Origin of the sequence: Lentzea sp. NPDC005914 (assembly GCF_040629405.1) — a bacterium.
Classification (GTDB): Bacteria; Actinomycetota; Actinomycetes; order Mycobacteriales; family Pseudonocardiaceae; genus Lentzea.
Map to the genome: position 1 here is coordinate 101099 of NZ_JBEXVQ010000025.1, position 12327 is coordinate 113425.

Consider the following 12327-nt stretch of genomic DNA (forward strand, 5'->3'; position numbering starts at 1 on the left):
CGGCTTTGTCCCAACAAGTACCGCCGTGATCTACGGTGGGTGCGTGCGAGTTGCGCTCATGACGCGGGAGTACCCGCCGGAGGTCTACGGCGGCGCTGGTGTGCACGTGGGATTCCTCGTGCCCCATCTCCGCGAGCTCGTCGACGTCGACGTGCACTGCTTCGGTGCGCCCAGATCAGACGCCACGGCTCACAACCCGCCCCACAGCCTGGAGCAGGCGAACGCGGCCCTCACCACCCTCGCGGTGGATCTCGAGATGGCCGCGGCGGTGTCCGGGGCGAGCCTCGTGCACACGCACACCTGGTACGCCAACATGGGCGGTCACCTGGCCAAACTCCTGCACGGGATCCCGCACGTGGTGACGGCGCACTCGCTCGAGCCGCGCCGGCCGTGGAAGGCCGAGCAGCTCGGCGGCGGGTACCGGATCTCGTCGTGGGCCGAGCGCACGGCGTACGAACACGCCGACGCGATCATCGCCGTGAGCGACGGCATGCGGGCCGACGTGCTGGACGCCTACCCCGCGCTGGACCCGGCGAGGGTGCACGTGGTGCGCAACGGGATCGACTCCACGGCCTACCACCCGGTGAAGGAGACGGACGCGCTCACCACGCGCGGCATTGATCCGGAAAAACCGATCGTGGCGTTCGTGGGCCGGATCACCCGGCAGAAAGGTGTCGGGCACCTCGTCGCCGCCGCGCACGAGATCGACCCGAGCGCGCAGATCGTGCTGTGCGCGGGCGCGCCGGACACTCCGGAGATCGCCGAGGAGACCCGGCTGGCCGTCGAGGAGCTCTCCAAGACCAGGACCGGCGTCTTCTGGATCCAGCAGATGCTGCCGCAACCAGAGGTCCAGCAGATCCTCAGCCACGCGACGGTCTTCGCGTGCCCCTCGGTCTACGAGCCGCTCGGCATCGTGAACCTGGAGGCGATGGCGTGCGGCACGGCGGTCGTCGCGAGTGACGTCGGCGGCATCCCGGAGGTCGTCGTGCACGGCGAGACGGGGCTGCTCGTTCACTACGACGAGCATGATTTGTCGACATATCGACACGACTTGGCCCAGTCCATAAATGAATTAATCTCAGATCCTGCGCGGGCCCAGCGGTACGGCGCTGCCGGTCGCAAGCGCGCTGAGCAGGAGTTCTCGTGGTCGACGATGGCCGAGCAGACAGTCGAGGTCTACCGCAGCGTGATTTGAGTCACACTCACTCGGGGCAACCCCAAGGTGTGAACGCCGCCTTTAACCAGTAGTGACCATTCCGTTTCAACTGGTAAGGGGCGCGGAGACTGTGCGTGGTGCGGTGCTGGGTCTGGTGGTCCTCCTCGCGGTGACCGGATGCGGCACATCAGCCAAGACACAGCCGGCGGCCGTCCAGCTCAGGGTGGACGGCATGAAGCTCGCCGACGCCTCCGACCTGCAGGCTCAGGCCGAGGCCCAGCTCGCCTACACGCTGGAGTACGGCTACGTGGCACGGGCGGGCGCCGCGGCGGTCAGCTGCTGGTTCGCCAAGACGGGCGTCGAGGCCGAGGTCGACAAGCGGCTCTGGTGCGGACCGGTCCAGGTCCCGGGAACCGGGGCGGGCACCGACTGGGTGCCCGTGCCGTTGAAGGAAGTCACCAAGACCGGTGACGAGGTCCGCTACGAGGTGCAGTCACCGCAGGTGCCCGAGAAGGGCAAGCGCAGCACCCCGACCGGCAAGCTCGTGCGCACCGACGGCAAGGAGATCGACCCGTCGTCGCAGCAGGACCTCACCGCCGGCCGCGACTTCCTCGCCGTGCTGCCCGACGACGGCAAGCGTCCCAACGCCGACCTCGGGCTCGGCAACGTCGACATCAAGCTGCGCGACGACCTGCTGACCACCGCGGTGACGGGCTGGGCGAACCCGGACATCTGGTACACCGCCGAGGGCACCCTGCGCGCCGAGCAGGGCTCACGGCTGCGCGTCGTCCGGATGAAGGTCGAGAAGCTCTGGGAGACCGACAGCGGTTTCCACCGGACGAACTGGCAGGGGTTCGCCCCGCAACCGTCCGAGCTCGCCCTCGAGGTGCCCGGCAAGCGCCAGCTCCTGCCCGCCGACCGCCTCCCGGCCAACGGCTCGGTGTTCGTCGTCTACACCGTCCCGGACCCGCAGGAGGGCGCCGAGTCGCTGATCCTCGGCTCGCTCGGCGCCAAGTCGCTCGAGCAGAAGGTCGAGATCCCGTCCGGCAAGCGCACCGACAACCCGCCGCGCGTGCTGCAGCGCTCCGCCGGCCCGAACCAGTTCGCCGAGCCGACCCAGAAGATCCGCTTCGGCGGCAACGCGATCGGCATGAAGATCACCGGCCTGCGGATCGGCAGGCAGCGCCCGGTCAAGCTCGGCGAGAGCCAGTACGACCTCGCCACCATCTCCGCTCCGGACAAGGCGCTGCTGGAGGTGCGGATCGAGGCCACCGGCGATCTGCCCGACACCGCCGCCGGCAGCGCGACCAAGGACCTGATCACCGTGACGCTGCCGGACGGCTCGACCGCCCCGCAGGTCGGCGCCCGCTACGACGGCGGCCCGCTGCCGTTCGCGATCGTGGTCGAGGTCCCCGCGGACACCCGCTCGGTCTCGGTCGGCCTCAACGAGGGCACCGTCGACGTGCCGAGGCTGGGCAAGCAGCTGGTCTCGCCGGTCGACTCCCGCATCACCCTCGCGCTGGAGTTCTGAACTGGTGGTGTGTTCACCAACCCTTGTCGGCCCATTTCGCGTCCAGGTGGGCACCTCGCGGTGCCGCCCCCACGCCCTCATATCGGGCATATGGGGGCGTGGGGGCGGTGCCCCGAGGTGCCCACCTGGGCGCGAAATGGACCGGCGAGGATTGTGAACACACCACCAGCATCGCGGCGAGCGCCAGCCAGCCGATGATCACCAGCACCAGCCCGCTCCAGCCCCACTCGCCGTACGCGGTGCTGCCGGACGTGCCGCCGATGCTGCTGCCCACGTAGAACCCGCACAGGTACAGCCCGGACGCGTGGCCACGAGCGTGGGACGGAGCCCGCGCGCCGACCCAGCTGCTCGCGATGGCGTGCGAGGCGAAGAACCCGGCGGTGACGATCGCCAGCCCGAGCGGCACCCACAGCAGGCTCGCCAACGTCCCGGCAGCGACCACACCGATGGTCATGAGCAGCACGCGCCCTCGTCCCAGCCGGTCCGACAGCCTGCCCGCGAACGCCGCCGCGGTGCTGCCGAACGCGTAGAACCCGAACACCAGCGACTCGAGCCACGACGGCCCGGTGAGCTGGAATCCCGCGACGTTGTAGAACGAGACGAACGCGCCGACCATCAGCACCGCGACCGCGTAGAGCGAGAGCAGCACCGGGTCCTTCAACGCCGCCTTCATCCCGCGTGGCGCGCGCTTCGGCTTGGCCTGGGCGCGTGGCAGGAAGAAGACCACGACCAGTGCGGCCGCGAGTCCGACGACGCCCGTGAGCAGGATCGACCCGCGCCAGCCCAGCCAGTCCACCGTCGTACCCGACAGCAGGCGGCCGACCATGCCACCGACGCTGTTGCCCGCGATCATGGCGCCCATGGCGGCACCGAGCTTCCCCTTGTCGAGCTCGTCGGCCAGGTAGGCCATCGACGCCGCCGGCACCCCGGCCGCCGCGATGCCCTGCAGCACGCGCAGCACCAGGAAGACGTCGTAGTCCGGGGCGAACGGCAGCACCACGCCGAGCACACCCGCCAGCAGCACGCTGATCACGATCACCGGCCGGCGCCCGACCCGTTCGGACAGCATCGCGACCGGCACGACCACCACGGCCAGCGCCAGCGTCGCGGCGGACAGGGCGAGCGACGCGCCACCCGGTCCGAGGCCGTACTCCGCGGCTATCTGCGGCAGCACCGGTTGCGGCGCGTACAGCAACGCGAAGCACGCGAGCCCGGACGCGGCGATGGACGCGGTCAACCTGGTGAGGGACACGCATTTGACGCTAAGCCATACGTCCAATACGGAAATGGGTCAGAATCAATTCGTGGATGAATTGGAGCTGGCCCCGAAGCTGGCGGTGCTGAAAGCGCTTGCCGCCGACGAGCACGTGACTCGCGTCGCGGAACGCGTCGGGCTGCCTCAGCCGACGATCAGCCGTTGGCTCGCGGAACTGGGCGAGCAACTCGGCGCGCCGATCGTCGTGAAGACCGGCCGCAGGGTTCGACTGACCCGCGCGGGCCGTCTCCTCGCCGAAGCGGCCACCCGGTCGCTGGCCGCGCTGGAACCCGGCCTGCGCGAGGTCGAGGAGGAGCTCGACCCGGAAAAGGGCCGCGTGGTGCTGGGGTTTCTGCACATGCTCGGCCGGTCACTCGTGCCGGAACTGGTCCGCGGCTTCCGCGCCGAGCACCCGCACGTCCGGTTCGGACTGGTCCAGAACGCCCGCTACACCGTGGTCGAGAAGCTGCGGCAGGGCGAGATCGACCTCGCCCTGGTCGCCCCGCCGCCGGACGGTCCGGAGTTCGAGTCGGTCGTCCTGTTCGAGCAGGAGCTGATCGTGGTCGTACCGTCCGGACACCGGCTGGCGACCAGGAAGTCCGTGCGGCTCAAGGACTTGGAGCACGAGGAGCTGATCCTGCTCGAACACGGCTACGGCCTGCGCCAGATCACGGACGACATGTTCGCCGCCGCCGGAATTTCGCCGAAGATCGCGTTCGAGAGCCAGGAGATCGAGACGGTGCGCGGCCTGGTGGCGGCGGGTCTCGGCGTCGCACTGCTGACGCACGCCGAGACCACACCGCCTGCCGGGCTGCGGGAACTACCGCTGGCCCCGCGAGCGAGCCGCGTCTTCGGACTGGCCTGGCTGAAGGACCACCCACTGCCGCCCGCGGTGAGAGCTTTTCGCGAGCACGCGCTCAGGACTCACGACGTCCAGCGCTGAGATCCCGACCACGTGCGCAGATACGACTCGGCGCCACCGAGCATGTCCTTCACGAGCTGATCACCGCCGGCCTGGCGGACCTGCTCGATCCAGTCGGGAAGCAGGCCGACGTGCGCGCCGCCGTCGGTGTTGATGTCCCACACCCGGTCGCCGGTGCGCTGCCGGTCGACGAGCGGGCCGTCGGGGTAGCTGCGGAACGGGTAGGTCACGCCGGTGCGCGGTGACGGGTGCGAGCCCACGCCGTTGAAGTCGCTGCCGAACCCGATCCCCACGTCGTACTTGCGGCGCAACGGCTCGGCCGCGGCCGCCTGGGCGGCGTACGCCGGAGCGTCGCTGTCGTAGCCCGCCACGAACCCGCCGAGCTGGTAGACCTTCTCGGTCCACTGCGCGTCCATCCAGCTGTGGCTCGACAGGATGCCGGGGTAGCGCTTCTGCGCCGCCAGCTCGAGGGTGCGACCGGCCGCCTTCACGCTCATGTGGTCGATCTCGATCATCATGTGCCGCTTCATCATGCCCTGCACCGCGTACTCGCCGAGCGACGTCAGGCCGCGCACGTTGCAGCGCTTCTCCTCGTCGTACTTCGGCGCGACGACGGTGGCCGGGATCAGGGCGTTCGGCGGGGCGACGCCGATCGGGTTGTCCTGCTGCGGTCCCGCGCACTTCTCGGTCTTCCACCACGTGCCCGTGCGCAGGAACTGGCCCGCGTTGAGCACGCCGCCCTGCACGCCCGAGTCGAACCTCACGCCGCACAGCGCGTTGTCGAACTTGTGGCACAGGAACGCGCTGCGCACGCCGAGCGCGTAGACCTCGTCGAGGCCGCGGTCGATGTCCGCCTTGCCGCACAACGGGAGGTCGAGCAGCTGACGGCAGCCGAACAGCTCAGAGGTCTCGATGCCGAGAATCACGGCGAGCTTGCCCTGCTTGACCACGTCCCGCGCCTGCTCGGACGACGTGACGATGCGGAACCAGCCCTTGCCGGGCCCGCCGAACATCTTGTCCACGAAGTCCTGCAGCTGGTACGTGCGCTGGGCCTGCAGCCGGACCGACGCCATCTCGTCGCACGGCTTGTCCTTGAACGGGTAGATCACGCACAGCGTCGCGTTGCTGGTGAGGTCCTGGACCAGCACGCGCTGACCGCCGCGCCACGACCGTTCGAGCCAGGCGTAGTAGTTCTGCTGGTGCGACACCGTCTTGTAGGAGGGCCAGTCCTTGAACGTCGGCCAGCCCACCGGGTCGTGGCCGTCGAAGTCGTTCGTGACGATCGCCTCGAACAACGCGCCGATGCCCGCCGGGTAGTGCTCGGGGCAGTCCTTGAGCGCTGCCGCCGCACCCTGCTCGTTGAACTCCTCGCCGCAGATCAACCGGCCGCCGAACGCCTCGCTGGTCATCAGGTGGTTGTGCGCGTCGACGAACCCGCGCACGTTCCCCGCCCCGTCCGTGCCCTTGAACGGCTCACCCGTGACGTTGATCTGCGAGTCCTGCGCGGGCCTCGCCACCGGTTCCCACCAGGGGCCGGCGGCAGTAGCGGGGGTTATGGCCGCTATGACCAACGAGACGGCGAGAGCCAGGCGGAGTAACACGAGCGCTCCTCTACGACGGTGTGAAGGCGCTCACATCATGCATGGAACATCGCCGTCTCGTATCGGCTGATCGTAGGTACTAACGCGAATATTTTTCAGCCAGCTCGATCAGCGTCCGCGCGCCGAAGCCCGTGGCGCCCGCGACGACCTCGTCGTAGGTCTTCTCCGACCGGGCCGGGCCCGCGATGTCGAGGTGCGCCCACGGGACGTCGCCCGCGAACTTCTGCAGGAACAGCGCCGCCGTGATGCCACCCGGTCCGGGCGGGCACTGCCGGTAGTCCGCGATCTCGCTGGTCACGGCGGCGATGTGCTCCTCCAGCAGCGGCATCCGCCACCACTTCTCGCCGACGTTCGCCCCCGCGTCGATCACGTTCTCGGCGATCTCGTCGGACGACGTGAACACCGCGCCCGTGCGCAGGCCGAGCGACACCTTCATGGCACCGGTCAGCGTCGCCACGTCGACGATCAGGTCGGGCTCGAGGTTCTGCACGGCGTACGCCATCGCGTCGGCCAGGACCATGCGGCCCTCGGCGTCGGTGTTCTGCACCTCGGTGGTCGCGCCGCCGTAGTGCCGCACGACGTCGCCGGGCCGGTACGACGTGCCGCTCACGTGGTTCTCGGCGCACGGCACGAGCCCGGTGACCCTGACCGGCAGTTGACGACGGGCGACGGCCATCAGCGCGGAGATCACCGCGCCACCGCCGGCCATGTCCGTGCGCATCAGGTGCATGCCGTCGGCGGGCTTGATCGAGATGCCGCCGGTGTCGAACGTGATGCCCTTGCCGACCAAGACCAGGTGCGGGCCGGTGGTGCCGTAGGTCAGCTCCAGGAACCGCGGCGGGCGGGCAGATCCGCCGCCGACGGCGAGCACGCCGCCGAAGCCCTGCTGCCGCAGCCACTTCTCGTCGCGCACGGTGGCAGAAAGTCCGTCGATCTTGTCCGCGAGCCTGGCGGCGGTGGTCGCGAGCCAGCGCGGGTCCTTGACGTTGGACGGGGTGTTGGCGAGGTCACGCGCCAGCGAGGTGGCCGTGGCCAGCGCGTGGGCCTTCAGTGCGGCCGAGGTCTGCACCTCTTCGAACCCGGTGTCCTGGCTGACGAGCCGCAGCGAGCCGACGCGGTTCGGGCCTTCCTCGCCGGTGACCTTGAAGCGATAGCCGCCGAGCGCGGCGCCGAGCACGAACGCGCGCACCTTGTCGGCGTCGAAGTCCGGGGTCAGCAGCACGTCGGCGCTCTTGGGGGCGTCCTCGCCGCTCAGCGCGCGCACCAGGGCCGCGCCGGCCGTGCGGTAGTCGCTCAACGTCCCGGTGCCGACGCCGAGCGTCCAGGCCTCGTCGTGCCGGACGGCCTCACCGGCCTTGCCCGTCAGGTCGGAGACGTCGATGCCGTCGCCGCCCGGTCCGAGCGCGGGTCCGGTGCCCGCGAGCACGACCGCCGTGACGTTGCGGCGCGAGGTGGTGGCCACCTCGACGTCCACGAGCCTGGTTGGCACTGACGGAACCGTCGACCCCACGACTGACCCTCCCCTATTGCATTAACGACCGTTCAGTCTCCCCCATGGCCGGACGAAGCGATGCCCCGGCCTCCACTATGGAACACAGTGGAAACCGGGGCTCTGGTACTTCTCACCGGGAGGCCTCAGCCGGCGGCGGCCTTCAGCGCGTCGCCCAGGGCGCTGGCCTCGTCCGCCGACATCTCGACGACAAGGCGCCCACCACCCTCGAGCGGTACGCGCATGACGATGCCGCGTCCCTCCTTGGTGACCTCGAGGGGACCGTCGCCGGTCCGGGGCTTCATGGCCGCCATCGCGTGCTCCCTCCGTCAACATCTTCCCCGTCCGGCCAGGCCGGATCTGCTCCATTCTCCCCTATCGCGACTCAGGGGCGAAACCGAACCGATCTTTTGGCGAGTTCGAGTGACAGTTGTCGATCTTCACTTGTGCCTGATCAACACCTGTTTTCACGACTGCACAACACTTTCGGCACAGCTGGGCGCGGCGTGACAGACTGGGCCGGATGCGAGCTCGTTCCGCGCTCTTCGACGTGTACGGCGGCCACCTTCGCGAACGCGGTGGTGCCGCCACGATCGCTGCCCTCGTCCGGCTGCTGGAACCCCTCGGGTTCGCCGCGCCGGCCGTGCGCACGGCTGTTTCACGCACCGTCCGGCAGGGCTGGCTGCACCCCGTCCGACTGCCCGGCGGGCCGGGTTACGCGATGACACCTCGCGGGGAACGAAGGCTCGACGAGGCCGCGTCCCGCATCTACCGCACCGGGCCGTCCACCTGGGACGGTCGCTGGCACGTGGTGGTGCTGGAGGAGATGCCCGGTCGCGACTCGCGTGACCATCTGGCGTCGGAGCTGCAACTGCTCGGTTACGGCGCGCTCGGTCCTGTGACGTGGATCGCTCCCAGACCGTCGCCCGAGCTGGCCGACGTGCTGGCCGCGGAAGAAGTGTCCGCACGAACTTTTCACGGTTCACACGACGGTGCGGACGTCGAACTCGCGTCGAAGGCCTGGGACCTCGCCGAACTCGGACGCGACTACGCCGCCTTCGTCGCGCACTGGCGGGCACAGGTGTCCGTTGTGGACGAAATCGACGACGCGGCGGCGTTCGCAGCGTCACAGCAGCTGCTGCACGCGTGGCGCAAGTTCCTGTTCCGCGATCCCGGTCTTCCTGCTGAACTGTTGCCACCGGACTGGCCGGGGCACGCGGCAGCGTCGTTCTTCGACGAACAGACACTGCGGCTGGCACCGGGCACGAGTCGTTTCGTCGACGAGTGCCTGCGCCCGGTTCGCAACGTTTCCACAGCTTGATGGAGGTCCAGTGTCCGAGCTCCTCGTCGACGACGCCGATGGTGTGCGCACGTTCACGTTCAACCGCCCTGAGTCGTTCAACGCCTTCACCATCGCGCTGAAGGAGTCGTTCCTCGCCGCGCTGAAGGAGGCGGCGGCCGACGAGTCGGTGCGCGCGGTGGTGATCACGGGTGCGGGCAGGGCGTTCTGCGCGGGTCAGGACCTCAAGGAGCACATCGGGTTGCTGCAGGCCGGCGACCCCGCGCCGCTGCACACCGTGGAGAAGCACTACAACCCCATCGTGCGCGAGCTGATCGGCATGCCGAAGCCGGTGATCGCCGCGGTCAACGGCAGCGCGGCCGGCGCGGGAGCGTCGTTCGCCTACGCCTCGGACCTGCGCATCGCGGGCACGTCGGCGAAGTTCCTGATGGCGTTCGCGAACGTCGGCCTGACCGCGGACTCCGGTGCGTCGTACACGCTCCCACGGCTGATCGGCCACGGGCGCGCGATGGAGATGATGCTGCTGGCACAGCCGGTCGGCGCCGAGGAGGCGTTGCGGGTCGGCATGGTCAACCAGGTCGTGCCGGACGAGGAACTGCAGGAAACCGCGCACCTGCTGGCCGCCAAGCTCGCCAAGGGCCCGACCACCGCCTACGCGAAGATCAAGGAAGCGCTGGCAGCGGCCGCGGACGGCACGCTCGAGGACGCGCTGGAAGCCGAGCGCCGAACTCAGGCCGACTGCGGTGCCACGGAAGACCACCGCGAGGCCGTCGACGCGTTCGTCAACAAGCGCGCCCCGAAGTTCATCGGGCGCTAGCGCGGAAGCACGTCGCGATGTGGTCGTCCACCATCCCGGTGGCCTGCATCAGCGCGTAACACGTGGTGGGGCCGAGGAACTTGAAGCCGCGGCGCTTCAGTTCCTTGGCCATCGCCTTGGACTCGGCGGTGATGGCCGGAACGTCCGCGAACGTCGCGGGACGAACGTGATCAGCGGGCGCGAACGACCACAGCAGCGCGTCGAGGTCCAGATCTTCCTCGACGATCACGCGGGCGTTGTGGATGGCCGCGTCGATCTTCATCCGGTTCCGGACGATTCCGGCGTCCGCCATCAGCCTTTCCACGTCGGCCGGCCCGAACTCCGCCACCAGCTTCGGATCGAAGTCGCCGAACGCCGCGCGAAACGCCGGGCGCTTGCGCAGGATCGTGATCCACGACAGCCCGGACTGGAAGGCCTCCAACGACATCCGCTCGTACAGCGCGTCGGTGCCGTGCAGCTCAACGCCCCACTCGGTGTCGTGGTAGTCCATGTAGTCCGGGGTCGAGTCTCCCCAAGGGCAACGAACGATCACCGGTACTCCTCGGCGAAACGGGCGAACCGCTGCAGCGACCGGCGCAGCATCAGCACGAAGAGCGGCTTCACCAACGGGTAGAAGAACGGCACGTCGAGACGTTCCGTCCACACGAAACGGCTACCGCGCACGGCGAACACCCCGGTGCCTTTCACCACGTTCCCGAGGTGCAGAACCTCGACGGCGTGCGGCGGGTCCCAGCGCGTGATCCTCATCCGGTCCGAGACGCCGAACGTCCTGGCGTCGATCTCGCTGCCGACCGACTTCCCGTCACCGGCGACGACCGTCACCTTCGTGCCGAACACCCACTCGGACTGGCGTTCCCAGTCGCTCATCGCGCGGAAGATCGTGTCGGGTGGCGCCGCGACCTCGACCGTCAGCTCAAGCTCGGTCACTGCTCTCCAGCTCCTCGACGCGGGCCCGCAGCTCCCCGACCTCGGTCGCGAGCCGCTGCAGCACCCAGTCGACCTCGCTCATCTTGTAGCCGCGGAACACCTGCTGGAACTTCAGCTCGCGGACGTCCTCCGCGGTGATGTCGTCCGACGGCAGCCGCGTCGGCGAGGCGCCGGGGGGCAGCGGGGCGAGCTCCTCGCCGCGGCCGAACACCAACGCCGCGAGCAGGAACACCACTGCCGCGACGGCCACCATCACGATCAGGTAGAGAAGGGCGTTGGTCACGCGACGATCGTGGCACAGCTCAGGCAGCGGCGAGCGAGCAGACCGAGCCGGACGATCACCGTCCAGGTGATCAGGCTCGCGATGCTCATCGGCAACGACTGCATCAGCCGCGAGGCGTCGACGTGCGCGGTGGCCGCGATGATCGCGACGTTGCCCAGCAGCACCACGCCCACGGCCAGGACCGCGACGGACGCGGCCAGCTTGGCCAGCAGTTTCGTGTCGTACGTGCGGGCGAGGATCCGCCCGAGGACGAGGGCCACCAGCGCGACACCGGACGCGACACCGCTGGCCAGGTCGTTGGCCTTGGCGATGAACAGGTACCAGGACGGCGGCATCGCACCGAAGTCCTGCCACGGGCCGATGAGCAACATGCGTCCGTACTCCCACGCCATGTGCGTCAACGGCAGCACGATCGCGAGCCAGATGAGCGTGCGCGTGCCGTACGCGACGGCGAGCTCGGCCTGGTACTCGTTCGCGATCTCCTTGACCGGCCCGAACTCCTCGACGGCGCGTCTGCGGGCCTCTTCCTCGGTCAGCCCGCGGTCGACGTGCGCCTCGGTGGCGTCCTCGAGGCTGTCGCGGGTCTCCGTGAGCAGGTCCCGGACCTGCTTCTTCGAACCCTGCAGCCGTCCCCCGAGATCGGTCACGTAACGCTCGATCAGGTCTGTGCCCACTTGCCGCCACCCCCCAGCACCCCGTCGATGACCGTCGTGAACTCCTGCCACGCGCTGCGCTCGGCGTTCAGGGCGCGCTGTCCCGCCGAGGTGAGCTTGTACGTGCGGCGCTTGCGGCCGCCGACCGTGCTCCAGTCGCTGACCACGTGCCCGGCGCGCTCCAGCCGGCGCAGCGCCGGGTAGACCGTGCCCGTCGGCAGGTCGAGCGCACCGCCACTGCCCTGCTGCAACGCTTCGATGATCGCGTAACCGTGCAGCTGCCTGCCGTCCAGCGTGGCGAGCAACAACGCGTCCAGGTGACCTCGTAGCGCGTCGGGCTTCATGAGTAGCGACTCTACTCATCAGGTCACCCCCGAGGACCCCTGAGAGAGC

The 12327-nt window shown here is 69.2% G+C and carries 14 protein-coding genes; 5 read left to right on the forward strand and 9 right to left on the reverse strand.

Annotation, left to right across the window (positions count from 1 at the left end):
- Positions 1-43: 43 nt before the first annotated feature.
- Together glgA and ABZ345_RS30920 are read left to right on the forward strand one after the other, a co-directional pair.
- Positions 44-1195, forward strand: coding sequence for a glycogen synthase (glgA, locus tag ABZ345_RS30915; protein WP_359856333.1), 1152 nt, complete (start codon positions 44-46; stop codon positions 1193-1195).
- A gap of 91 nt (positions 1196-1286) precedes the next feature.
- Complete coding sequence (locus ABZ345_RS30920) at positions 1287-2687, forward strand: hypothetical protein (protein ID WP_359856336.1); 1401 nt, start codon at positions 1287-1289, stop codon at positions 2685-2687.
- A 13-nt stretch (positions 2688-2700) separates the two neighbouring features.
- On the opposite strand, the gene ABZ345_RS30925 is transcribed toward ABZ345_RS30920, so the two are convergent.
- The gene (locus ABZ345_RS30925; protein WP_359856339.1) at positions 2701-3939 is read right to left on the reverse strand and encodes an MFS transporter; all 1239 of its coding nucleotides are present in this window, start codon (positions 3937-3939) and stop codon (positions 2701-2703) included.
- A gap of 52 nt (positions 3940-3991) precedes the next feature.
- Between ABZ345_RS30925 and ABZ345_RS30930 the strand changes: the two genes are divergently transcribed.
- Positions 3992-4885: a LysR family transcriptional regulator gene (locus ABZ345_RS30930; RefSeq protein ID WP_359856341.1), complete on the forward strand. Its 894-nt coding sequence runs from the start codon at positions 3992-3994 to the stop codon at positions 4883-4885.
- On the opposite strand, the gene ABZ345_RS30935 is transcribed toward ABZ345_RS30930, so the two are convergent.
- The 3 genes from ABZ345_RS30935 to ABZ345_RS30945 all read right to left on the reverse strand — a co-directional run bounded on the left by ABZ345_RS30935 (position 4867) and on the right by ABZ345_RS30945 (position 8268).
- Positions 4867-6465 (reverse strand): hypothetical protein, encoded by a 1599-nt coding sequence (locus ABZ345_RS30935; RefSeq protein WP_359856344.1) that lies wholly within the window; start codon positions 6463-6465, stop codon positions 4867-4869. The two genes, ABZ345_RS30930 and ABZ345_RS30935, sit on opposite strands and share 19 nt — an antisense overlap.
- A gap of 79 nt (positions 6466-6544) precedes the next feature.
- Complete coding sequence (locus ABZ345_RS30940) at positions 6545-7954, reverse strand: leucyl aminopeptidase family protein (protein ID WP_359856347.1); 1410 nt, start codon at positions 7952-7954, stop codon at positions 6545-6547.
- 146 nt (positions 7955-8100) lie between these two features.
- Positions 8101-8268 (reverse strand): DUF3117 domain-containing protein, encoded by a 168-nt coding sequence (locus ABZ345_RS30945; RefSeq protein ID WP_065914675.1) that lies wholly within the window; start codon positions 8266-8268, stop codon positions 8101-8103.
- Positions 8269-8477: 209 nt separating this feature from the next.
- Here ABZ345_RS30945 and ABZ345_RS30950 point away from each other — a divergent pair, with 209 nt between their 5' ends.
- Together ABZ345_RS30950 and ABZ345_RS30955 are read left to right on the forward strand one after the other, a co-directional pair.
- On the forward strand, positions 8478-9275 hold the full coding sequence (locus tag ABZ345_RS30950; RefSeq protein WP_359856350.1) for a PaaX family transcriptional regulator C-terminal domain-containing protein: 798 nt from the start codon (positions 8478-8480) through the stop codon (positions 9273-9275).
- A gap of 10 nt (positions 9276-9285) precedes the next feature.
- Entirely contained in the window at positions 9286-10071 is a 786-nt protein-coding gene (locus ABZ345_RS30955) for an enoyl-CoA hydratase-related protein (RefSeq protein WP_359856352.1), read from the forward strand.
- Here the strand turns inward: ABZ345_RS30955 and ABZ345_RS30960 are convergent.
- Genes ABZ345_RS30960 through ABZ345_RS30980 form a run of 5 tightly spaced genes read right to left on the reverse strand, consistent with a single transcriptional unit; the run spans position 10058 to position 12278 of the window.
- Positions 10058-10600, reverse strand: coding sequence for a DNA-3-methyladenine glycosylase I (locus ABZ345_RS30960; protein ID WP_359856432.1), 543 nt, complete (start codon positions 10598-10600; stop codon positions 10058-10060). The genes ABZ345_RS30955 and ABZ345_RS30960 overlap by 14 nt on opposite strands.
- On the reverse strand, positions 10600-10998 hold the full coding sequence (locus ABZ345_RS30965) for an SRPBCC family protein (protein WP_359856355.1): 399 nt from the start codon (positions 10996-10998) through the stop codon (positions 10600-10602). Before ABZ345_RS30965 ends, ABZ345_RS30960 begins: the two co-directional genes overlap by 1 nt.
- Positions 10985-11281: a DivIVA domain-containing protein gene (locus tag ABZ345_RS30970; RefSeq protein ID WP_359856357.1), complete on the reverse strand. Its 297-nt coding sequence runs from the start codon at positions 11279-11281 to the stop codon at positions 10985-10987. The genes ABZ345_RS30965 and ABZ345_RS30970 overlap by 14 nt, the downstream gene beginning before the upstream one ends.
- Positions 11278-11955, reverse strand: a complete 678-nt coding sequence (locus ABZ345_RS30975) for a permease prefix domain 1-containing protein (RefSeq protein WP_359856360.1) — start codon at positions 11953-11955, stop codon at positions 11278-11280. Before ABZ345_RS30975 ends, ABZ345_RS30970 begins: the two co-directional genes overlap by 4 nt.
- Positions 11940-12278 carry a helix-turn-helix transcriptional regulator gene (locus ABZ345_RS30980; protein ID WP_359856363.1) on the reverse strand — a complete coding sequence of 113 codons (339 nt, stop codon included), beginning with the start codon at positions 12276-12278 and terminating at the stop codon, positions 11940-11942. Before ABZ345_RS30980 ends, ABZ345_RS30975 begins: the two co-directional genes overlap by 16 nt.
- Between the last annotated feature and the right edge of the window lie 49 nt (positions 12279-12327).

What these genes read in the sequence shown, in the direction of transcription:
- ABZ345_RS30950 (WP_359856350.1), top strand. Translation starts at nt 8,478, where the DNA reads ATGCGAGCTCGTTCCGCGCTCTTCGACGTGTACGGCGGCCACCTTCGC.
- ABZ345_RS30980 (WP_359856363.1), bottom strand. Translation starts at nt 12,278, where the DNA reads ATGAAGCCCGACGCGCTACGAGGTCACCTGGACGCGTTGTTGCTCGCC.
- ABZ345_RS30945 (WP_065914675.1), bottom strand. Translation starts at nt 8,268, where the DNA reads ATGGCGGCCATGAAGCCCCGGACCGGCGACGGTCCCCTCGAGGTCACC.